This is a genomic window from Paenibacillus polymyxa M1, assembly GCF_000237325.1.
GTDB classification, from domain to species: domain Bacteria; phylum Bacillota; class Bacilli; order Paenibacillales; family Paenibacillaceae; genus Paenibacillus; species Paenibacillus polymyxa_C.
Genome location: NC_017542.1, coordinates 2,945,972 through 2,970,794, shown reverse-complemented (window position 1 = coordinate 2,970,794; position 24,823 = coordinate 2,945,972). Strand labels below are relative to the sequence as shown.

Annotated in this window: 15 protein-coding genes; 8 read left to right on the top strand and 7 right to left on the bottom strand. The window is 44.7% G+C overall.

The window, feature by feature from the left end; all coding sequences use genetic code 11:
- The first annotated feature begins 82 nt into the window (after positions 1–82).
- Genes PPM_RS13065 through PPM_RS13055 form a run of 3 tightly spaced genes read left to right on the top strand, consistent with a single transcriptional unit; the run spans position 83 to position 12,986 of the window.
- On the top strand, positions 83–3,526 hold the full coding sequence (locus PPM_RS13065; RefSeq protein WP_014599800.1) for a non-ribosomal peptide synthetase: 3,444 nt from the start codon (positions 83–85) through the stop codon (positions 3,524–3,526).
- Positions 3,527–12,118, top strand: a complete 8,592-nt coding sequence (locus tag PPM_RS13060; protein WP_014599799.1) for a non-ribosomal peptide synthetase — start codon at positions 3,527–3,529, stop codon at positions 12,116–12,118. It abuts the gene before it with no gap.
- Complete coding sequence (locus PPM_RS13055; protein WP_013371360.1) at positions 12,105–12,986, top strand: hypothetical protein; 882 nt, start codon at positions 12,105–12,107, stop codon at positions 12,984–12,986. The genes PPM_RS13060 and PPM_RS13055 overlap by 14 nt, the downstream gene beginning before the upstream one ends.
- A gap of 110 nt (positions 12,987–13,096) precedes the next feature.
- Here PPM_RS13055 and PPM_RS13050 read toward each other — a convergent pair whose 3' ends face one another.
- Positions 13,097–13,399, bottom strand: a complete 303-nt coding sequence (locus tag PPM_RS13050; RefSeq protein ID WP_043885972.1) for a hypothetical protein — start codon at positions 13,397–13,399, stop codon at positions 13,097–13,099.
- 295 nt (positions 13,400–13,694) lie between these two features.
- Here PPM_RS13050 and PPM_RS13045 point away from each other — a divergent pair, with 295 nt between their 5' ends.
- The 5 genes from PPM_RS13045 (at position 13,695) to katA (ending at position 18,415) form a co-directional block, all read left to right on the top strand.
- The gene (locus PPM_RS13045) at positions 13,695–14,600 is read left to right on the top strand and encodes an NUDIX hydrolase (protein WP_013371358.1); all 906 of its coding nucleotides are present in this window, start codon (positions 13,695–13,697) and stop codon (positions 14,598–14,600) included.
- A 30-nt stretch (positions 14,601–14,630) separates the two neighbouring features.
- Positions 14,631–15,113, top strand: a complete 483-nt coding sequence (locus PPM_RS13040) for an NADAR family protein (RefSeq protein ID WP_013371357.1) — start codon at positions 14,631–14,633, stop codon at positions 15,111–15,113.
- Positions 15,114–15,118: 5 nt separating this feature from the next.
- On the top strand, positions 15,119–16,018 hold the full coding sequence (locus PPM_RS13035; protein WP_013371356.1) for a TIGR02452 family protein: 900 nt from the start codon (positions 15,119–15,121) through the stop codon (positions 16,016–16,018).
- Positions 16,019–16,068: 50 nt separating this feature from the next.
- Positions 16,069–16,671: an adenylyl-sulfate kinase gene (gene cysC / locus PPM_RS13030; RefSeq protein ID WP_013371355.1), complete on the top strand. Its 603-nt coding sequence runs from the start codon at positions 16,069–16,071 to the stop codon at positions 16,669–16,671.
- A 286-nt stretch (positions 16,672–16,957) separates the two neighbouring features.
- Entirely contained in the window at positions 16,958–18,415 is a 1,458-nt protein-coding gene (gene katA / locus PPM_RS13025) for a catalase KatA (RefSeq protein WP_013371354.1), read from the top strand.
- A 120-nt stretch (positions 18,416–18,535) separates the two neighbouring features.
- On the opposite strand, the gene PPM_RS13020 is transcribed toward katA, so the two are convergent.
- From PPM_RS13020 to nikA, 6 genes are read right to left on the bottom strand one after another with little or no spacing between them, the layout of a single operon-like run.
- Entirely contained in the window at positions 18,536–19,846 is a 1,311-nt protein-coding gene (locus PPM_RS13020) for an MATE family efflux transporter (protein WP_013371353.1), read from the bottom strand.
- Positions 19,813–20,655: an ABC transporter ATP-binding protein gene (locus PPM_RS13015; protein ID WP_013371352.1), complete on the bottom strand. Its 843-nt coding sequence runs from the start codon at positions 20,653–20,655 to the stop codon at positions 19,813–19,815. Before PPM_RS13015 ends, PPM_RS13020 begins: the two co-directional genes overlap by 34 nt.
- Complete coding sequence (locus PPM_RS13010) at positions 20,648–21,484, bottom strand: ABC transporter ATP-binding protein (protein ID WP_013371351.1); 837 nt, start codon at positions 21,482–21,484, stop codon at positions 20,648–20,650. The genes PPM_RS13015 and PPM_RS13010 overlap by 8 nt, the downstream gene beginning before the upstream one ends.
- A 5-nt stretch (positions 21,485–21,489) precedes the next feature.
- Positions 21,490–22,344 (bottom strand): nickel transporter permease, encoded by an 855-nt coding sequence (gene nikC, locus PPM_RS13005; RefSeq protein WP_013371350.1) that lies wholly within the window; start codon positions 22,342–22,344, stop codon positions 21,490–21,492.
- A complete protein-coding gene (nikB, locus tag PPM_RS13000; RefSeq protein WP_013371349.1) occupies positions 22,341–23,285 on the bottom strand; it encodes a nickel ABC transporter permease in 945 nt (314 codons plus the stop codon). Before nikB ends, nikC begins: the two co-directional genes overlap by 4 nt.
- A gap of 1 nt (position 23,286) precedes the next feature.
- Positions 23,287–24,822: a nickel ABC transporter substrate-binding protein gene (gene nikA / locus PPM_RS12995; RefSeq protein ID WP_013371348.1), complete on the bottom strand. Its 1,536-nt coding sequence runs from the start codon at positions 24,820–24,822 to the stop codon at positions 23,287–23,289.
- Position 24,823: the final 1 nt, after the last annotated feature.

Here is a 24,823-nt window from a genome sequence, read left to right as displayed (position 1 = left end):
CAAGCTCTGATGTCATTTCTTTTTCTCCAGTTAAATATCCAACCTAATGTAATATCTGGATTATGGCTGACAGGAGAAGGAGATGATCTTAAACATGTTACACGGTATGTTAGCGGATTACCCGCGGGAGAAAACGATTCATCAATTGTTTGAGGAGCAGGTTGAGCGTACACCAGACCACGTAGCGGTTGTATTTGGGGACAAGCACTTGACGTATGCCGATCTGAACAAACAGGCCAATCAGCTTGCGCATGTTTTGCGAGCCAAAGGTGTAGATAAAGACGAGCCCGTCGGGATCATGGTTGACTGCTCGTTGGAGATGATTATCGGGATTTTCGGAATTTTAAAAGCCGGGGGAGCCTATGTGCCGATTGATCCGCAATATCCCAAGGAACGTATACGCTATATGCTGACGGATTCCGGCGCAACCCTCCTGCTGACCCGGCTTCCAATCCACAACCCATTGGAGCTCGATAGTCTTGTACTGGATTTGATGGACAAGCGGAATTATGGAAAAGAAACAGGGAATCTCACATCTATTCAAGGTTCCGATACGCTAGCATGCATTATGTATACGTCCGGTTCTACGGGCGAACCTAAGGGAACCTTAACGATGCACTACAACATTACACGTGTTGTTAAAAAGCCAAATTACATCCATTTCTCGACAAAAGATCGGATATTGCAAGTGTCCAGTTTTTCGTTTGATGGTGCTACATTTGGTATTTATGGGGCTTTGCTTAATGGGGGCACTCTTGTTTTGAGTACACAGGATCAATCTATGAATGCACGGGAGCTATCAAATATACTACGTACACAACAGATTACAAAATGCTTTGTCACGACGGCTCTTTTTAATGCATTGGTGGATATTGATCCCGGCTGCTTTGCAACCATTGAAACCTTGCTATTCGGTGGTGAGAAGGTGTCGGTCAGCCATGTGCGTAAAGCGTTCGCTGTTCTGGGTCCCGGCCGTTTAATTCATGTCTATGGGCCGACGGAGAGCACGGTATTTGCTACGTATTACCCGGTTGATCATTTGGACGAAAATGCGAATACTGTGCCGATCGGCAAACCAATTAGCAACACGAAGATTTATGTCCTGGATTCGAAGCTGTGTCCTCTGCCGCAGGGAGTTGCAGGCGAATTGTACATCACTGGCGATGGATTAGTTAAAGGTTATTTGAATCGTCCAGAGCTGACAGCAGAGCGGTTTATTCAGTCTTCACGGGTACCTGGAGGCAGGTTGTATCGTACCGGAGATTGGGTACAAGAGCAAGCGGACGGAAACATCGAATATATTAGCCGGATCGACGGTCAAGTGAAAATACGGGGGTACCGAATTGAGCCAGGAGAAATAGAGTCGCATCTATTAAAAATAAATGATATACAAGAAGCGGCTGTTATTGCCCGCGAAAATGAGGACGGACAGAAGCAACTGGAAGCGTACTTTACAGCGACCACAAAACTGACAACAGATGAAATTAAATTTGCTCTCTCTATAAAACTGCCGAATTACATGATTCCCTCTTTTTTTACTCAATTAGAGCAGATGCCACTGACACTGAATGGTAAGCTGGATCGCAAGGCACTATTGGCCCTTCAAGGAAATATGCATGCTGGAGCAGAATATGTCCCTCCTGAGCCGGGACTGGAGACGAAGCTGATGGATATATGGCAGGATGTATTGGGACTGCAGCAGATCAGTGTTTTAGATAGCTTTGTCGACCTCGGTGGACATTCTATTCATGCGCTTACATTAATGTCAAGGATGGAGTGGGCAGGATATCACGTCACTTTAGCAGACATTTATCACTATAAAACGATTCGGGCCCTCGCTGATTACCTTCGTTCAACACAGAATAGTGTTATCGGGTCCCAACAGCAGCAGGGCATCATTAAAACAAGACATCAGCTGATGTCTTGGCTTCACCAAGAAACGGATGGTGTTTTTGAGTGGGTGAAATACCAAGTAAGGGATTTTATTCACGAAGTTAGAGATATTCAGGTGCTTTACTCCGACATGGTGGCTGACGTTAACCATATCTTGCGGATTATGGACGGAAAAGTAGCTCCAGAGCTACTGCCACACTATATTGTACCACTGCATCTAAGAGCTGAAATGGCTGATCAATACTGGACGATGGATGAAGAGGAATTTTTCCAGCGTCTAGGCTTAAAGAGCATGAATTCGGATCCAGTGGAAAGTTTACGCAAGCAATTGGAAGATGATTATTTGAAAAAAGATCAGTTTCTTAAAAGAGGAGAAGTGGCACAAGAATATCCACTAAGTGGAATTCAACAAATGCAAATTTCGTTTCAAACACCACCAAGTTTAGGTGTATTTAGGCTGGATGAGTGTGTACATTATAATTTTTTGAATCAGGCCTACAATCATTTTGTCCAAAGTCAAGGATTACTGAGGAGTGTTCCGACCCAAAGAGATGGATGGACTTATTGGAGGGAATACGTACTGCCTAGTGATAATGTGCCAAGACTTAACATTATTGATGTGTCAGCTTACAATCCATGTGGCCCCCTCATGGAAATGATAAATGATTATGTTACAAATACCCGATTCGCCGGAGAGCAAATGTTATTCCACATGTTTGTGCTGAAACGGAACCTGCGTGAACATTATGTCATTACTATTTATCATCATGCGATATGCGACCGGGTGACCTCGGAAGTAGCTGAGCGACAGCTGATTGCTAGCTACAGGAGTCTACTTCAAAATCGCTCCCTTCCTACGGATGAAGTGAAGCCCTATGTGGAGTATGTTAGACAAATCCAAAGTGGACCAAAAGGAATCACGGAACCAGAATTAATATCATCTTTTAATTTGGAAGCGTTCCAAAAAAGCAAGCAATACATCTTCCAAGCCCCGAAGCTTCGAACGAGCACAGAAGCCTACCTGTTTAACGTATGCATTCCCGCTGCAAATCCTTCTTTAGAGCTGGCGCTTTATGTCTATACAAGGGGCCTGCAAACATATTTAGGTATGGATAAGCTGCCATTGTTATTTTTATATGATGGAAGAAGATACGACGAGGAAGCTTATTATAACACGACCGGTGAATTTATTGATTTTGTGCCTATGCTGTTGGATCTGAAGCAAAATCCAGATGAAATGATGCAGTCTGTCAGAAGCAGACTGGATTTATTAAAAGACCATACGATCAATTTTATGCATCTTCTTACAAGCCCTGATTACAAAGACAAGTGGAAGCGGACCAGAACACTTGCACAGTTGGGGAAGCAGTATGAGCAACTAGATTTATTCATGTTTAACTATTTAGGAAACAGCACAAAGGCAGGCTCAAAATACAGCAATTATTATGATGATACCGTTATAAAGCAACCGAATCCACTGCCGATCCATTCACTGTTCAATTGCATTGCTTCTTCCTACACGGATGGTCTTATCTTTTCTATACGATGCAGTTACGAGATAGAAGTAGAGGAAGTCAGGGCTGCTTTTTATCAAGCTGCTGGTATAGCATCCCGGATAGGGGAGGTACAATAAGTGATAGAGTCATCCACTATACCTAGTCAGAGTGGGTCTGATAGACCACGACGTTATTTGCCTTTATTTTCTCACTCCAGTAGAAATATCTCACAGCCTGCAGGCCACAATCAAGTGCTTTACGGCATACGTTTGGAGACAAGACAGGTCCAAGCGATTTTAGAATTTGTACAGGATCATCAGATAGGTATGCCTTCCTTTATAACATCCATATGGTCCGTACTGCTATCCCATTACGCCAATCAATATGCTTTGCCTGTTGTATATTCTATGATATCCGACAAAGAAGAAAAAGGAGATCGTCTGGATTATCCGCTACTCATTCATATACAGAGGGAAGATGATCTTTTCTCTTTGATACAAAGGACACAAATGGATTGGAACAAACGACATACCTGCGGCGATTGGAGAAAGGATTCTTCGCAGCAGACTAAAGTCGGTCCTCGATCAGGGGGAGAGAAGGATTTCTTCAATGTGGGTATCACAGAAATGTGTGATCATTTCCTATCTCCAAGTTCAAATGTGAAAGCACAGGCTCTCTTACGAAGTATAGATCAGCTAGAAATCGCACTCTGCTACCATTATGATGCGGATATATTGGAGTGCGCAATACAGTATGATGGCAATCGTTTTGGAGAAAGACAAATCGCTAGCTTCGCAGGCCATTTTCAAACATTGCTGGAAAATGCACTCCTTTTTCCGCAGAAAAAGATACTATTTCACCCCATGCTGACCACGGAAGAACTCGAACAGATGCAACAATGGAATGATACAGAACAAGCCTATCCTTTGGATAAAACGGTGGTTCAATTGATCGAGGAGCAAGCTGATCGAACACCCAATGCGATCGCTTTGGAGTTTGGTGAGCAGAAGCTGACTTATTATGAGTTAAATCACCGGGCAAATCAAATCAGCCACATGATTATAGAGTCGCATTTGCTGCAAGGACATGGCTCTCTGCCGGCTGGCACGCTGATTGCTATCATTATGGACAGGAGCGCAGATGTGATCCCGTCAATGCTCGGAGTTATGAAAGCAGGAGCTGCTTACCTTCCGGTCGATCCCCAATATCCTGGAGAGCGGTTGCGATTTATTTTAGAAGATGCACAGGCCCAAATGATTATAACGCACAGTCAATTAGTAAGTAGGATAAATCCATATATTTCTCAACTGGGTATGAAACCACATACGCTGATTTGTGTGGATGAATGCTCGGAGCAACAGGACTGCTATCCTTACGAAAATTTGCAGATCGGGCTGAAACAGAATGATCTGGCTTATGTCATCTACACATCTGGGTCTACCGGAAAACCGAAGGGAACTCTCATTGAACATGCTGGCTTGGTTACGTTGATCCCTTATCTTGTTGAAAAGTTTGGTATTACGACCGACTCAAGAGTCATGCAATTCGCCTCCATGAGCTTCGACGCTTCGGTCTACGAATGGATCGGCACGTTATCAGTAGGCGGGACTTTGGTTGTCCTTTCAGACGATGAACTACCACCTTATGCAGACATTTCAGATATTCTGGCAGAGAAGAAGATCCACATTGCCATGCTGACGCCATCGGTGCTCCGAACAATGAAACATAGAGAATTGCCCAAATTGTGTACACTTGTATCTGCTGGAGAACCCTGTACACCTGATATTGTCGACTATTGGGGAAGAGGAAGACGATTTGTGAACGCTTACGGGCCGACCGAAGTAACGATTATTTGTGCTACTTCTGTCTGCCAGCCAGGAAAAGAAATTACGATTGGCAAACCCGTTTATAACAAACGTTTATTCGTCTTGAACTCATTCGGCAATCCTGTGCCTGTCGGCGTTCCCGGCGAACTATGGGTAGGGGGCATTGGGCTTGCCAGAGGATATTTGAATCGTGAGGAACTGACTCGAGAACGATTCGCTCACAAAGAGATTGCAGTCAGCAGTGAATATCCGTCACACAGTGAGCGGTTATATAAAACCGGGGACATTGTGAAATGGACGCCGGATGGAGAACTGGTATTTATAGGGCGTAGTGATGAACAGATTAAAATCAGAGGGTATCGTATCGAACTGGGTGAAATAGAATATCAGCTACGCCAACATCCTGACATCGGTCAATGTGTCGTTCAAACCTGGAAGGACGGGTCATACCATAAACTGGTAGCTTATTATACTGCTCTAGAAGAACTAGAAAAGGCGGAATTGACGCAGCACTTAGGTGCTGTATTACCAGCTTATATGGTTCCTTCATATTTCTTCCATTTGGATTCGTTTCCAGTAAATACTAACGGGAAAATCGACCGCGGGGCTCTCCCCGACCCGAAGAGTACCTTATTTCTTCAAGCTGATGAAGTTGTGGAAGCAGACGAGGATGATCTTGAAAAGCGTTTGCTTAGGATTTGGCGACAGATTTTAAAAAGGGGAGATATCGGAGTTAACGACCATTTTTACGCTGTTGGGGGAGATTCAATTCTTGCCATTCAGGTCGTATCTATGGCCAGAGATCACGGTATGATACTTACTCCAAGACTAGTGGCAGAGCATCCAACTATTAAGAAATTAGCTACTGTTGTTACTTGGACAAACAGTAATCAAACGGAAGAGCTTATGGTTGATTTGACAGGCGAATTTGGCTTGACACCGATTCAGCAGTGGTTTTTCGAGCAACAGTTTGTAGAGCCGCATTATTTCAATCAATCCCAGCTGTTTGTGCTCCGTGATTTTGATCCTGTGAGATTGGAAACTGCCATTAATCAATTGATTCGATTACATCCAGAGCTTTCGACGGAGATCGTGGTCAGGGAACATGTGTATTGGCAGCGCTACCGAACGGATACTTCCATCCAACTGGCTAGTTATATCCTTCAACAAATTGATTATCCTGAATCCGAAATTTTAAGCATATGTGATGCGTGGAACAGACAATTGAATTATGAGACCGGCGCTATGATATATGCAGGAGTAATCCAAGGTCATCCTGATGGTAAAGCTCGTTTATTTATGACTATACATCATCTGGTCATTGATGGAGTTTCCTGGAGAATATTGGTTCAGGAATTGTGTCAATTGTATCAGGGGACTGCACTGCCGCCCGTTTTGAATCCATACAAAAAGTGGCACTCTGTATTGATGAGTTATTCTGAACATAAGGATACGTTAAGTCATATTGAGTATTGGAAAATAGTACAGCACCAAGCTGCAGCATTTGTGCTGCCAGTAGACCATTACCCGGCTCATAAAAAGAGCAGTGCATCGTCGGAATTGGTTACGATGCTTACTTTCGACGATACGGAGCTGCTTTTGCACCATTGCTCCCAGGCTTACCATACTGAGATCAACGATTTGCTGCTTACAGCTTGGTCCTTGGCACTCTCCAATTGGTCTGGACAGACAACGATTGCATTTCGCTTAGAAGGTCATGGACGTGAGCATTTTGTATCGGATATAGACCTTACAAGAACTATCGGTTGGTTTACCTCTATGTTTCCGGTATGCATTCGGATTCTGGATAGCGGCTCTTTGGGAGCGACGATTAAATCTGTCAAAGAGCAATTGCGCTATATTCCTCACCGTGGTATGTCATATGGTGCTTTGAGATACTGCCACCCGCACGAAGAAGTCCGTTCCGAGTTAGCAGCTTCTGAACCTCAGGCTCTTTTTAATTACTTGGGCCAATTTGATCAGGGTAATATGAACGAGTCAAACGAGTGGCTAGAGTTTACACGTGACGCAGCACAGGATTATAGCTCACCGCTTAATCATGGAACAAGCCTATTGGAACTCAATTGTTCCATAGTTCATGGCAAGCTGCATCTGTTTATGAAATATAGCAAATGTCACTATGAAGAAGTAACTATAACTCAATTGCTAGAAGCTTTTATAACACGTCTGCTTGCTATTATCGAGCATTGCAGCCAGGCTGAACACGAAGAATTCACGCCTAGTGATTTTCCATCCGTGTCCCTGGAACAGCATTCGCTCGATCAGATCGTAAAGACATATCACTTGCAACATGGTCTTGATAAAATGCTGTATCTAAGTCCCTTACAGGAAGGACTACTGTTCCATTACTTGGACCATCCCGCCTCCGATCAATATTTCGTGCAGGTTCGTTGGAAATATCATGGCAGGCTAGAGGTAGATCGTTACCGGGAAGCCTGGAACAGCGTCATTGCCGAAAATGATAGCTTGCGGACTTGCTACATTTGGGAGACGTTGGACAAGCCCTTACAATGTATTGTCCGAAATGCAGAATTGGAATGGACGTTTTTGGATTTTGAAGCAGAGCAACCAGAGCGGCAACAAGAGCATATCGAACGCTGGATGACAATGGATCGTAATCGCCGTTTTGATCTAACTCAGCCTGCGTTCCGCCTAACCCTAATTCAGATTGCTTCGAACGAATGGACGATGATTTGGAGTTACCACCATATTTTGCTGGACGGTTGGAGCCTGCCGCTACTGCTGAATCGGGTACATGAGCTCTATGCTTGCAGCCTGCAAAATCGGATGCCTCAGCGCAGCTTGACCCGTTCTTTTGAATCTTATATTCATTGGTTAAACTCTAAGGATCGCACGGAGGCCGAGGCATTCTGGAGGGCGTATTTGGCCGACGTAACGGAGCCGACACGACCACCGATAGAGAAAGGTACACTTCCCGATGTACATCAACCGATAGAGAACCAGCAGATCGAAACGCTTATTATCGATTCAAGACGAACCAAGCAGATCGCTGATTTTGTACAGCAAGTACAAGTTTCGCTAAATACACTGGTACAGTTCGCATGGGGCAAAATGCTACAAGTCTATCATGATGCCGATACAACCATTTTTGGCATGGTGGTATCCGGGAGAGGATCGGATCTTGCACAAGCGGATCGGATCACAGGTATGCTGATTAATACGCTGCCTTTAGTCATGCACTGGAATGTGGAGCAAACCATCACGGAGTATGTACAACAGCTGCACCAAACCATTCAGAAACTAAACGACCACAGTTATGTGAGTCTGAACGAATTGAAGAGCTGGTCTGGTATTAAAGGACATGCCATGTTTTATAGCATCGTGGCATTCGAAAATTATTTGAACGACTATCGGCAGCCTGAAAATGAATTGAAGATGTCAGCTATGGAGGAACGAGAGAAAACGAATTATCCAATAACGATCACCGTGGCTCATGACGGGGAACAGATCATCATCAAGTTTATATATGATGCAGATCGACTGAAGCAAGAAACGGTTAGCCGATTGGCAGAACAACTGCAAAATACGGTGCAATATGTGCTGGAATATCCGAAACACACCGTCGGAGACGTTTGCTTCATGAATAAGGATGAATATGATCGGATCGTCTATGACTGGAATAATACGTATACAGCATATCCCAGAGATCGTTCGATTGTTGACTTATTTCAGGAGCAAGCAAAGCTGCGGTCTTCACAGCCAGCAGTAATCGCGCACAATCAGGTTATGTCCTACCACAGCCTAAACCTCATGTCTCAGCACATTGCCAACAGGTTAGCGGATGATGCTAATGCCAGTAGTCATGAAAAGTTTATTGGAGTTTACTTGCCGCGTTCTCTTGAATTCATTGTTTCCATCCTGGCGATCATGAAAGCGGGATATGCCTATGTTCCTATTGATCCTGATTTTCCGGCAGAAAGAACCCGAGAATTAATCAAGGATGCTGGACTGGACACTATCCTCACTTCAAAGGAAGGAACAAAACGTATCGCGGAAGCTTGTAAGGGAATCCGTTTAACATTGATTGATACAGAACATTTTGACCAAAATGGAGTTGTACAACGAGAAAAGAAGGAAAATAGGGTTACTCCCAATGATCTTGCTTATCTCATGTATACTTCTGGATCGACGGGAAAACCGAAAGGCGTTATGGTGGAACATCGCAATGTCATTCGCTTGGTCAAAAACACTTGTTATTTCCCATTTTCTTCTGACATCAGATTACTCTATACAGGTTCGCCTGTTTTTGACGCTTCTACGTTTGAAATTTGGGGGACGTTGTTAAATGGTGGTCAGCTGTTTGTAATTTCCAAAGACGATCTTTTAAATATCCATGTGCTGGAGCAGCGGATAAAGGAGTGGAGAATTAATACCCTATGGTTAAGTTCTGCTCTGTGTAATCACTGGATTGAAGAAAATGAAAAGCTGTTTGCTGGACTCCAATGGTTGGTCGTAGGTGGGGAAATTTTGTCGGTTAAACATATCAATCGTATCCGGCTCGCCTATCCGGAACTTTTGATTCTCAATGCATACGGTCCTACGGAGAACACCACTTTTTCGACGAGTTACCGGATTGAAAAGCCATTTGAGCAGAATATTCCTATCGGTAAGCCCATAAGTAATTCAACTTGTTATATTTTGGACAAACGGAGCCGTGTTCAGCCTGTCGGAGCAGTCGGGGAATTATACGTGGGAGGAGACGGGGTGGCGAGGGGGTATTGGCAGCAAAACCAATTGACAGAGCATGCGTTTACTCCAAATCCACACCGCTCTGCTAAAGATTGCGAAAGAGGCACAAATTTAGTTTTATATCGTACGGGAGATCGAGTGAGATGGTTGCCAGACGGGAATATCGAGTATATCGGACGGGTTGATGATCAGGTAAAACTCCGCGGATATCGAATCGAACTCGGAGAAGTCGAGTTCCGTCTTAGTAGCTATCCTGCGATAAAAGAATGCCTGGTCCTTATGCAGGAGGTTCATGGCGATCTCCGAATGTTCGCTTACTATACAGCGGAAGAGGAAGAACGAGAGGAACAGTTTCATGCTTTTATGGCTGACGTTCTGCCATCATATATGCTGCCGTTTCGTTACATTTGGCTAAAATCGTTCCCATTAACGATTAACGGGAAAATTGATCGCAAAAAGCTTCCTTTGCCTGAAATCCATAGCGATAAAGAAGCAAATGCTGGACCGTGGACTGAATTGGAGCAAACCATAGAAGAAGTTTGGAGCATGGTCCTGAAGCTAGATTACATTGGCAAGAATGAAGACTTTCACACGTTGGGAGGACATTCACTCCATGCATTGCGCATAGCCAGCCTGCTGCAAAAAAGCGGATATCCGGTTACGGTTAACCAGATATTTCGCGAACAGACGATCGAACGTTTGGCACTTTCGTTGAGCAATGCAATAACGGATACAGCAGCTGCCCTCTTTCCAAACATGGATAACCCGTATATTCAGTCTATAAGAAAAACATACCCGTATGACGGATTTCCACTGTCTGCTGTACAAAAACGTTTTTTCCAAAGAGATCTTGTGAATCGCAACATGTATAATGTACCTTACCTGGCTCGGCTCAAAAATTACATTCCTACAGAATTGCTGAACCCGTCGATTGAACAACTATTGAGCAAACATGCGGCGTTACGGCTGTCATTTGCTCAACTGGAGGATGATGAATGGTATCAATTTGAGCAGAAAATAAGTGTACAACAGGTGGTTTCTTACGTGGATTTGCGCATGGTTTCGGGATCACATGACGCCTATATTTCGGACTACTGCTCGAAAGTACAGCATGAATTCGATATCAAGGAAGGACCTTTATGGAAGGTTGTATGGTTTGAGCACTTTTACGACGAGAGCCAACAGGTGATATTGCTTCTGTTCCATCATTTAATTTTTGACGGAATCTCTATAAACATTTTTTTAGAGGATTTGAGACATCTTCTCTTGCCGGGACAAGGGAGTAATCTGGCGCTACATGTGGAGGAGGGAAGCAATTATCGGGATTGGTGCATGGCGTTGACGCAATATGCGGCGAAAGACACTTTTTCTAAAGCATTCACTTTTTGGAACAGGATTGTAGAAGGCGGACAATCTTTGCAGGTTGACACGGAATCTGAGGCACAGCCTCTCCATCGCCACATGAAAACTATAACGCTTGATTTACTTGAAGGAGAAGAGCATCTTCAGCTATTAAAGGCATTGGCTGTAAAGCATCAAACTACACCACTGAGCATCCTACTAACGGCATTATCACAGGCTTGTTTTCAATTGAAAAACCAATCGGATTTGCTGCTGCATGTCATGTCTTATCAACGTGAGTCCTTTTTGCCGGGTATTGTGATTGATCGTACTATTGGTTTTTTTGCTGGAGCATATCCCCTTCGTATTCAGATCCCGGCAGGAGATCAGTCGGACAATTGGGAAATGGCACTGAGACATGTCATACACATGTTGCAGCATGTTCCATCTGAAGCCATGGATTACTTTATTTTACGTTATATGATACAGGATGTTTATCCAAATACGAAACCACTGAGAGACGGAACGCACATGCTTTTCCATTACCAATCAGAGGAAATGAACGGAATAGCTGATGATTTGTATGAGCCTTTATCGATTTCTTACGGAAGCACGAATGCGGCGGACAACCCCTCTGCTTACAAGTTAAATATGACGGCAGACCTTAGACGAGATAGATTAAGTTTAACCTGCTATTATAGTTCACTGCATTATAAGGATCAGACGATCGCAGAGCTAATACGCTTTATATCCGAATATCTGTATCGAAGCATTGGTGTTCGACCATATAGCATGATAATGGAGGGAGCCACAGATTATGAAAATATATGAATTTTGCCCTTTTTTCAATGAAAATCGCATTGCAGAGATTAAAATAAAAGAAAATGCCAGCTGGATCGACGAACTGCACGTAATCGAAGCCAACAAGACATTCAGCTATTTGGATAAGCCCTGCAACTTTAATCCAGGTTATATAGGTCCAAAGGTCTTTCACCATCCATTTCATGCGGATGAACTGTTTCGCGCACCTGAAGAGCATTCATTGTATTTTGATGTGGATCGCTGCGGCGCAGATCACTTTGACCACTGGTACTGGAGTCTGCTCAGTCATAACAGTGCGTTTCACAATGAAGCTTGCCAAAGAAACAGGAGCACCTTTATTTTGCAGGAAAAGGTTGAGGATGATGATGTGATCATCTTGGCTGATTTCGATGAGATCATTGACAGCCGGATGGCGGATCGTATTGTTGCGGAAGTGAAGAAACATCATATTATGACGATAAAAATGCACTATTCTGTATTTTTCCTGAATCTTTTTTGCCAATCTAATCATGGTGCTCCTCATTGGAGCTATCGCGTGTTTGCTATGACCGGACGCTACTTCAAAAGTATGCCTTTCTCACCCGATTATCTCAGGAAAAAGGGGATTGCTGAAGCGTTGTATCATGACATTTATTGTCTGAAGGAGCCGGCTGGATTCCATCATTCGTGGCTTGAATATCAGAAAACTGCACTTCCCAAACTGCAAGCATTTGCCGCCAATGTAGAAGATAAAAGTATTTTGAATGCAGAGTATATTGATCAATGCTTACAAGATAAAAAGCTGTACTATATCGACACCGAACTTTATGTTGATAACTCAAAATCGTTTTTGAGCAGCCTACAGGAGCTCGAAACCGATGATCTTTGGTACAAGTAAAGTGAAAGAGATCAAATAAAAAAACTGCCGACAGGATCGGCAGTTTAGTTTAAAGCCTTCTGATGGTTCAGTTTGATTCATCGGAAGGTTATTTTGCTATGTACTTGAAATCAATAGTAGCTGCTGGAGTTCAATGAGCTTATAATAGCAGGCAATAGAGCAACAGCCATAATGATATAGATCACAATTACAATAGCAGCCCAAAGAAGACCTGCCTTAGCGTAGTTCGCTTTGCTCGGATTCGTCGAGCCGCTAAAAGCCCACACAAACAGCATAACAAGCCCAACTACCGGTATAGCCATCAGGAGTAAACTGATCATCCACTCCTTGAATGAAACAGGTGGCGGGTAAACAGGGGCTGGTCTGGATGGTGCTCCTTGTTGATTGTGTTGCGGATTAAACTGGTTAGACAATTGAATCTTCTCCCTACGTGTTTAGTATGTTGTGTTTCCTATATTGACCAAAACATCATACATGATATGACAATAAGCAACAAGAAAAATTCAGTAAACAGTCTAATAGTACTATCACATGATCAAAAATAGGTCTATACACCCTATTGACGAAGCATTATTTATATATTATTGTATTGATATTAACATTTTGTTTTTATCAATTTATTCAAATTAAAAATTACATAAAGCATTCGTTGCTTGCTTGTGAAGCAAAAGCGAGGATGCCCCAAATATGAGCAGGTGGGTGACACAAATGAAAGATAAATTGAAACACAATCACAGTGGCTTGACGGAAGAGCAATTTCTGGCCCTTTATGATGCGAATCAATATGAACGCCCATCCGTAACGGTAGATATGCTGCTATTTACTGTAATGGATCAGCTCCAGCAAAATTACCGTAAGCTACCGGAGAAGACACTTCAGCTTCTATTGATCCAAAGAGGAGAGCACCCTTTTATAGGACAATGGGCGTTGCCTGGCGGTTTTGTAGACATGAATGAAAGCCTCGAAGAAGCTGCACGACGCGAGCTTAAAACCGAAACCAATGTAGATCAGATTTATATGGAGCAGCTGTATACTTGGGGAGATGTGGCACGTGATCCGCGTATGCGGGTGATCAGCTGCGCTTATATGGCGTTAGTTGATCATGAATCCTTGGAGGTACAGGCAGGGGATGATGCCGCAGATGCTCAATGGTTTGAACTGGATTACAGTGTGGTTCAGGAGACGCGGACGAATCAACCGGAAGGTTATACATGGGAGCAAAACATTGACATTACATTGAAGCATGCGGACATTCTCCTGTCAGCCAAAGTGAAAGTAACTGAAATTCTTAAGGGGAAAACCATAGAAATCAAGCGAGAAGTGCTGGAGTCACAGGGAATTGCTTTTGATCATGCCAAAATTATTGCGTATGGTATTGAGCGTCTGCGCAGCAAAATTGAATATACAGATATTGCGTTTCACCTGATGCCAGCTCTGTTTACACTGAGTGAACTTCAGCAGGTGTATGAAATTATTTTAGGTAAGGAGCTGTTGGCCGCAGCTTTTCGTCGCAAAATAGCAGATCTCGTGGAAGAAACCAATGAATACAGGAAGGCGGCCGGGCATCGTCCGTCCAAGTTATACCGATTTAAGCCACGGTCACGTTTTATATAGCATAAAAGAAAGAAGAAGTGAGGAATATTTATGGAAAAGTTTACATTTTTTTATCGCAGTCATTCGCCATTTTCGCAATGGTACCCTTGTGAATTTGTCGTGGATGGGTTGGAGTTTAACTGTGCCGAGCAATATATGATGCTAAAAAAAGCGCAGCTTTTTGGAGACGAAGAGGCAGCCCTGAAAATTATGCAAGCCCCCACCCCAAGGGAGCAAAAAGCCCGTGGTCGCAGTGTGCGCGGATTTGACCAATCCTTGTGGGAAGCAAATTGCCAGCAAATTGTGTATGACGGAAATTATGCCAAGTTTACCCAAAATCAGAATTTGCTCAAGCACCTGCTTAAAACGAAGGGAACTACTCTGGTTGAGGCAAGTCCGACGGACACCATTTGGGGTGTAGGCTTGGCTGAAAATGATGCTCGTATACGGCACCGGAAGCTATGGCGGGGTACGAACTGGCTGGGGGAAATATTGACGAATTTACGTGAGGATTTATTGCAAAAGGAGGATTAGTCACCATGAAAAACACAATGAATTCCCGGAGTAATCGGGATGTTCGATCATATATGGCGCATGAAACACTGTCCATTTTGGAAAATGGGCATTATACGAATACCAAACAGGTACAAGTAAATATAGCAAAAGAGGTAGAAAATGCGGTCACAGGCTCGAAGCTATATAGACCTTCTCAACTGGTAGCCATAAAGCAAGAGGCAGAGCAAAGAATAAAAAGTATATGGGGAGCTTCTTCCGATGTAGTCGAACAGGCGGTCATTGGAAAGATAGAAGTTACGGGAGAAAGTACGTTGCAGGCCGCACATAGACTTCAGGTCGAAGAGAAGCGGGAACACGTAGCGTGTTTGAATTTTGCATCAGCCAAAAACCCCGGGGGCGGATTCCTTGGAGGCAGCCAGGCTCAAGAGGAAAGCTTGGCTCGTTCGTCCGCGCTGTATCCTTGCATTTCACAAATGGAGGAAATGTATCAACATAATCGGAAGCTGCGGAGCTGTTTTTATTCAGATTATATGATTTATTCTCCCCAAGTTCCTGTTTTTCGGGATGATCAGGGAACATTGCTGGAAAATCCGTATTTAGTCGATTTCCTGACCGCGCCTGCTGTGAATGCTGGAGTCGTGCGTGAACGGGAGCCAGAGCAGGTCAATCGGATTGGAGAAGTCATGTTGGAGCGTATCCGTTATATTTTGGGAATGGCCATGCAAAATGGTGTAGAACATCTTGTGCTTGGTGCTTATGGTTGTGGGGTATTCCGCAATAAGCCGGAAGAGGTTGCCGACTGGTTTAAGCAAGTACTTGTAGCTGAAGGATATGGACTGCTGTTTGAACAGATTGTGTTTGCAGTATTGGACCACAAAACAGAGCAGCGTACTTTAAACAGTTTTAAAAATGCTCTATCCTGATATCAGAGACATATTAACCATTAATACTGATGAAATAGGAGAGTGCTGAAATGAACCCATCTTCCAACATTACCTGGCATGTATCAGAAGTGGATAAGCAAGCTCGACAGCTTCTGAACGGACATAAGAGTCCGGTGCTTTGGTTTACGGGGCTGTCTGGCTCGGGAAAGTCAACGGTATCCTCCACACTCGAAAAAGCGTTATATGCACGAGGGATACGTACGTTTATTTTGGATGGGGATAATGTTCGGCATGGTTTGAATCGCAATTTGGGTTTCCTACCCGCTGACCGCAAAGAAAATATTCGTCGTATAGCGGAAGTGTCCAAGCTAATGGCACATGCGGGTGTTCTAACGATTTGCGCTACCATTTCGCCTTATCGTGAGGATCGTGAGATGGTAAAGGACATTTTACAACAGGAAGGCTGCTACGAGATTTATATCCAATGCAGTCTAGAGGAATGTGAACGTCGTGATCCAAAAGGAATGTACAAGAAAGCACGAGCCGGAGAAATTCATCATTTTACGGGGATTGATGCTCCATATGAAGTACCGCTGGAACCTGATTTAATCGTATCCACTGAAGGTCGGGAGGTAAGTCAGTCGGTACTGGATATTCTAGACTTTCTCGATAGAAAGCAGCTCCTAATATGATTTTATGATGAATTCCATATGAATATTGTCTGAAAGTCTCCATAACAAAACCTAAAAAGTGATCAATGTAATTATTACAGAACGTAAAAAATTCAAGTCATTTTATTGTAAATAAATACAGCACGTATTACGGCAAGCCTTATGGGGCTTGCTTTTTCTTTTTTAATTTAAACTAATTCTAAATCCTAGATTATAATAATTATAAAAAAGTATTGATTTTTATTTGTGCACAATTTATAGTGAAAAGCACATGGTCAACCAATTCATTCAAGAGGTGATTTCAATTATGAGTAACCAACCAACGAACCTGACTACAAGCTGGGGCGCTCCTGTTGGAGATAATCAGAATTCGATTACAGCAGGCTCACGTGGTCCCACATTAATTCAGGATGTGCATCTGCTGGAGAAACTGGCGCATTTTAACCGGGAGCGTGTGCCGGAACGCGTTGTTCATGCTAAAGGTGCGGGGGCGCACGGATATTTTGAAGTCACTAATGATTTGTCTTCATATACAAAAGCAAGTTTCTTGTCCGAAGTGGGCAAGCGTACACCGATGTTTATCCGTTTTTCTACTGTGGCAGGTGAGTTAGGCTCGTCCGATACTGTACGTGATCCACGTGGATTTGCGGTAAAGTTTTATACAGAAGAAGGAAACTATGATCTCGTGGGCAATAATACACCTGTCTTTTTTATTCGGGATGCTATTAAATTTCCTGACTTTATTCATACGCAAAAACGTCATCCCCAAACGCATTTAAAAAACCCGAATGCGGTCTGGGATTTCTGGTCCCTATCTCCTGAATCACTGCATCAGGTAAGTATCCTGATGTCTGACCGCGGTATTCCCGCTACACTTAGACATATGCATGGTTTTGGCAGCCATACATTCAAGTGGGTAAACGCACAGGGACAGGCCGTATGGGTGAAATATCATTTTAAAACAGAACAAGGTATACAAAATCTTGATGTGGATTTAGCTGCGAAAATTGCCGGTGAAAACCCGGATTATCATATACAAGATTTGTTTAATGCGATTAAAAGGGGCGATTTCCCGGCATGGAAACTTTATGTGCAGATTATGCCTATAGAAGATGCGGATACGTACCGTTTTGATCCATTCGATGTGACCAAAGTATGGTCTCAAAAGGATTACCCGCTGATCGAGGTAGGACGCATGGTGCTGAATCGCAATCCTGAGAACTACTTTGCTGAGGTAGAGCAGGCGACATTCTCACCCGGTTCATTTGTTCCTGGTATTGAGGCATCCCCGGATAAGATGCTGCAAGGACGCTTGTTTGCCTATGGTGACGCACATCGCTATCGTGTAGGCGCAAACCATAATGCGTTGCCCATCAATCGGCCGCATGCGGAAGTACACAACTACCAACGCGATGGTGCATTGCGCAGTGACAGTAATGGCGGGGGATCTGTCTATTATGAGCCTAATAGTCTCGGTGGACCGAAAGAATCACCAGCTCACAAAATTGCTCCTTTTGAAGTGTCTGGTGAGGCACAAAGTGTAGCCTATGATCATCACGATCACTACACACAACCAGGGGACCTGTACCGCTTGCTCAGTGAAGAGGAGCGCTCACGCCTGGTCCGAAACATCGTAAATGCGATGAAGCCTGTAGAAAGTGATGAAATCAAACTGCGTCAGATCGGTCATTTCTATAAAGCTGATCCTGAATACGGACGTCGTGTAGCGGATGGTCTGGGCTTGACCGTTCCACAAGGCGAGTAGAAGGATTGGTATACTCCTAACCTGAAAGCTGTATGAATAAATAATAAAAGGATGTCCCCACACCACGTACATGGTGGATGGGACATCCTTTGTTTTTGAGAGCGATGTAAAGCAGGTCTGCTAAATCTTCTTCAACCGAGGCAAATAGACCACCAGAAACAGTGACCGTCCCAGGGCAAAGATGATAAAGGATAACCAAAGTCCATGATTCCCATAATGCGGAACGCACCAGAAGAGAGCGATCAAAAAGCAGACCAGTGAAATCAGCATCGAATTACGGATCGGATACGTTACCGTCATCCCTGTAAATACACCATAGAATACCAGTCCCAGCCCGGCTGCTAGGGGAAAGATCACCAGCCACCCATTGTAAGGAATTGTCAGGCTAATCACTGTAGCGTTCCCTGTAAATAGCGAGATCAGCGGCTCTTTCAGTGCAAGGTACAATCCTCCCGTCACTACACCGGTAACCAGTGTCCAAAACCAGGACAAATGAATAACTCTTTGCAGCATTTTACGATCTCCGGCACCACGAGCCTGACCCGTCATGATGCTACTGGCGTTGGCGAACCCATCAAAAAAGTAAGCCATAATGTAATGGATCTGCAACAAAATAGCATTTGCCGCCAACTGATCGGTGCCAAAGCTCGCACTGCGCGCCGTAAACAGATTAAACATCGTCAACAGGCAGGCTGTACGAATCATGAGATCAAGGTTCGTCGCCATGACACTTTTCAACTCTGAGGCACCGAACCATTCTCGCCAATTCCTCTGTCCACTGCGCTTCCATTCTCTCCAAATCGGTGAACGGAACACCAGTGCAAGACCCAATACACATGCAAGAGCTTCTGCAATCAGAGTAGCGCTTGCGACCCCAGTGACATTCCAATGCATGATCTGTGTAAATACAAGAGCTAATAACATATTGATTACATTCATTGATATTTGTAAAAATAATGTAGCTTTCACGCGGGACAATCCCATCAGCCATCCGAGCAGCACATAGTTCACCAATGTAAGGGGTGCTCCCCAAATGCGGATGTTAAAATAAATTGCAGCTTGCTCTGCCACATCCTGAGCTGGACGGATAAGCTGGAGAGAAGCTAGCAGGATGGGCTTTTGCAAGACAATAAATACTGCACTGATGAGTAGAGCTATAGCCAGTGGGCGCATGAGAGCAGCTATGCCTTGGTCGTTATTTTGTGCACCTGCGGCTTGTGCTGTGAAAGCTGACGTACTGACTCGCAGAAAGCCAAACAGCCAATATAAAGTATTGAAAATAAGAGTACCGACTGCCACGCCACCTAAATAGGCAGACTGGCTCAAATGACCGATTACTGCTGTATCCACCGCACCGAGTAGCGGGGTAGTAATCGTCGAAATAATTAAAGGGATTGCTAAAGCAAGATAGGCTCGGTGGGAAGGCAGCATGTTGAAAAAACCTCCAGTAATGATTGTGTATAGGGAAGCCGATCCGAATGAAATAATGCTTCCTTGGAAAAATGCTCAAGCACACGGCCTTCTTTCATAACCAAGATTCGATCACTCATAAAGTGCACAGCCGCCAGATCATGCGAGATAAACAGATAAGCCAGTCCAAACTCATCCTGCAAATCCTTGAGCAGGTTTAAAACGGTGGCTTGTGTGGTCACATCCAAACTTGCAGTCGGCTCGTCCAATACGATAAATTCCGGTTCTGTACTAATGGCGCGTGCAATGGTTACACGCTGCTTTTCCCCACCGCTGAGCTGATGTGGAAACTTATCCAGGTAGCTTGCCGGAAGCTTTACCATACCTAGCAGTTGTTCTGCTATATTCCAACGTCCAGAGGGCATCCCCGCCATAAAGGAAGGAACATAGCATTTAAGCTGATCCAATGGCTCCAGCAGGGATTGCAAAATGGTTAGTCTGGGGTTCAAAGCTGCGGATGGATGTTGAAATACCGCCCCCAGTCTGCTGCGAATCCGTTTTAATTCACTTCGCTTTAATCCTCGAATGGACTGTCCATCCAGTTTAAGCTCACCTTGATCAAACGTGTCCAATGTCAAAATACAGCGAGCAAGTGTGCTTTTCCCACTGCCGCTTTCTCCGACAACACCCAGACATTCTCCGGGTGAGACCGACAGAGCAACATCGTGCAGTACAGTTTTGCCCCCAGCGTAAGCCTTCGTCAAACCGGAGACGGTAACAACAGGATGGGGGCTGTCTTGCCACTGAGCGCAGGCGGCTTGATTATTCATGTAATATGCTCCTTTCCGGTGCAAGCTGTTCATCGGTGCTGTTGCATGGCAAACGTGAAGGAGCGTCTGGAGACAGCGGCGGAATAGCCGCCAGTAAGCGACGCGTATATGGATGGGCTGGATGGTCCAGCACCGCTTGCGTTTGACCAGCTTCAAGCAAAACACCTGTACGCATTACTGCAACTCGATCCGCATACTTCCGTACATGCCGTAGATCGTGAGTGATCCACAAGACGGAAATCCCCGTTTCCATCCGGATTTGGTCAATGAGCTGGAGTACTCGGTGTGCAGTGAGCGTATCCAGCGCAGTTGTTGGCTCGTCGGCAATGAGCAGCTTTGGCTCTAGAAGCAGTGCAGCTGCAATAGCTGCTCGCTGCAATTGACCGCCGCTGAGCTCGAATGGATAGCTGCGGTACACACGCTCGGCGGGAAGCTGTACGTGCTCCAACACCTCAAGACAGCGCTGCTTACGCGCTTTACGGTCTTGCTTGCCGTGAGCACGCATCAGCTCGTCGAGTTGGCTGCCCACACGCAAAAAAGGGGTAAAAGCCCCGTGATAGTCTTGAAAAACGTAAGATATTTCACTACCAAGCAAGGAACGTCTTTGTTTAACGGGTAGGGCAAGCAAATTCTCGTCATTCCACATTATGATGCCTTCAGCGCTAACAGAAGCAGGGAGGAGACCGCCAATAGCGAACGCAGTCATGCTTTTACCGCTTCCGCTTTCTCCTGCCAGAGCACACCATTCTCCCGGACGAATGGCAAGCTCCAGTTGTTCTACAATCGTTTTCGCTTTTGTCCGAATCGTTAAGTCTTCAATAGTCAGCATGTAGTTCACTCCTCTGACCGGGTTTTAACATCATAACGGTCGCGTAGCTTGTCTCCAAACACGTTCGCTAATAGCACCGTGAGCACGACAGCTATGCCGGGACCCAGCATTAAATGGGGGGCCATTTGAAAATATGCACGCCCTTCATTCAACATCGTGCCCCATTCGGGAATGGGCGGCTGAGGACCTAAGCCCAAAAAAGATAGAGAGGCGATCATTAAAATGATTTTGCCGATATCCAGCGTAGCCAGTACAAGTACATTCCCAATGGCATGGGGCAGAATATGCCGCATGACAATTCGCAGGGAGGAGGTACCCGCGAGTATGGATAACGAAATGTAATCCTTTTGCTTTTCAGCCAGAACGGTACTGCGCACCAGTCGGGCATAACCAACCCATTTTACTGCAGACACCGCAAATATAAGATTCCCTAAGCCTGGTCCGAGCAGGCCGCTTAGTACAATGGCAAAAATATAATCAGGCAAAGTCATGAAGGCATCGACCACACGTTGGAATACACGATCCATCCAGCCTCCAATAAATCCTGACAGCAGACCGAGGGGTACCCCGACAACCAGTGAAACGATCAAAATCAACAAACTGGTTCCGACTGTCGTCCGTAGTCCTGCTATGACCCTCGATAGCACATCTCTACCCAAATGATCGGTTCCCAGCCAGTACATTGCGCTGATCGGTTGAAGTCGACTCCCCATCTGGATATGATACGGATCTTGTGGAGCTAGGAAGGGTATGACTGTAATGGCTGTAAGAATGAACAGGATGGAGAGTGATCCGATCCATGCTTTGGACAATCGTGCCCTGGTGAACTGCCTGTTTTCCGCATGTACGGATTTTATCATGATAAACGTTTCTCCTTCAAAGCAATTTCAGGATTGACCCAACGGTAGGACAGTTCTACCAAGATATTGAGACATATAATGAATATGGCCATAAAAATTGTATAGCCCTGTATAATGGGATAGTCTCTCGCGGCAATTGCATCCACAATCCATTTGCCAAGCCCCGGATAGGCGAACAGTACTTCGATTACCACCGTACCTCCCAGTAGGCTGCCTATGCTCTCACTGAATATCGTAATAAGTGGAATTAAGCTGTGACGGAACATGTGTCTGAAAAAAATGCGAACCGGACTGATTCCACGGGCTTGAGCTGCTTTGATAAAATCCTGTCCCGAGCTTTCAATCAGACTTGCACGAATCATTCGTACATAAACAGCCGCCATTGCCAATCCGAGGGTAAGAGAAGGGAGGACTAAATGAAAAACGGTTCCATCCCCCATAGACGGAAAAATACGCAATTTTACTGCAAACCATTCGATAAACAAAAGCCCCAACCAAAAGCTGGGAATTGAGGAACCAATTAAGGCAAACACACGACTGGCACTGTCAATCCAGCGGTTACGGTACAGTGCGGACATTGTGCCCAACGGGAGAGCTATCAGCAGCATAATGAACAGGGAGCCTCCAGTCAGGAGGAGTGTATAAGGCAACTTTTCTATAAACTCTGTCAAGACTGGGCGATGGGTTAGATAAGATTGTCCAAAATCCAACTGTAACAACTGAACCAGCCACTTACCATATTGCACAGGTAATGGTTGATCCAGCCCCAGTTGGCTGCGCATATCCGCAATTTGCTGATTGGATACAGCTACATCATCTACTCGGAGAATGCTCCGAACGGGATCGCCCGGAACAAGCTTAAGCAGACAGAAGCTCACAAAGGAAAGAATAAGAAAGAACAATATAAGCGTCAGAAACTTTTTGGCAATAGTTTGAAGCATGCTAGTTCACATCCAAGTCCTGGGTCAACAGATAGTATTCACTTTGGCTGGTTACCCAGTTATGTACGTAATTACGATAGGCCACTACGTTGTTTGGATGAACTAGAAAGGATTGCAGATTTTCTTGGTCAATCAGAGTGACAGCCTGCAGCGCTAGCTTGTTGCGTTGCTCCTCATTCACGGTTGTGTTCAGCTGCGTAATCATACTCGCGAGTTCTGGTACATGCACATGACCGTAATTCAATGCTCCCTCCGGCATATAGGCCGCATTCAGGAAATAACTTGCATCACCGCGCGGGGCTGTAATGTTACTGTAAGTCGCTAAATCCCAATCCTGATGAGCGGCCAGATATTCATCAATATTATCAACCTGACGGATATCAATCGTGATGCCAAGCTCCTTAGCGTTAGCCTGAATCAGCTGTGAAATGAGTGGAAGCTCCGCTCTCGACTGGTAGGTTAACAATGTAAGATGAAGGGAGGACCCGTCAGAATTCGTAACTTTTCCGTTCTCCACTGTATATCCAGCTTCTTTGAAGCCTTCTCGTGCTGCATTCAAATCAAACTTTTTCGTGGTATATTTCGGTGAAAAAGGAAAGTCCGGCAAGAACGGACCTTGAGCAGGGGTTCCCTGACCAGACATAATACCGCTTGCAATCTCATCCCGGTTAATCAGATTATCGAATGCTTTGCGCACAGCTGTTTTTTTCAGATCATGATTGTTCATATTGTAAATAAGTTGGTGCGTCCGCAGGCTAGGAAGAGAGTCAACTTTAACGGTAGAATCAGCTTTCAAAAGCTCCAGACTTTCAACGGGCGGACGATACACAATATCGGCCGTCTTAGCTTGAAAAGCAAGCTGACGTGCATTGGCATCTTCGTTAAACATGAATTTGGCATGTTTCAATTTTACTTCACCGTTCCAATAGTCCTCGTTGCGATCCAGATTCAGTTCACTTCCGGCACGGAAACTGACAACTTTGAACGGCCCCGTTCCTGATGGGAAGTCACCTGCGGCTGTGGTGTCCATAATTGCGGTATTCGGATGAACCAGCTCAGATACAAATTCCGGGAAGGACTTGTCCGTCGTAATGCTCAAAATCTGCCCTTCTGCATGAATATCACGGATATGTAGCGCATTTTTAACCGATGGATTGAGCTTTAGTGCTCTTTCCAAAGAGGCTTTGACAGCTGCGGCATCTACGGCTTTACCGCTATGGAATTTCACGCCTGGTCGGATGCTAAAGGTCCAGTGCTGCCCGTCCTTACTGTTCCATTTTTCTGCAAGCCAAGCTTCCAGCTTGAGATCCTTATTCACTTTGATCAGTGTTTCATTTACTCCAGCACGAACGGCTGTGTAATTGATATCTGCATGAGGATCAATAGAAGGGCTTTGCACGTTGAACAATAAGGTGACACTTTTATCTTGTGGTGCCGTAGAGGATGTGGATGAAGCTGATGGAGATGTAGCACAGGCTGTCATCATCACCGCCATGACCGCAGGGATAAATAGTTTAAAATATGAACGTTTAAACAAC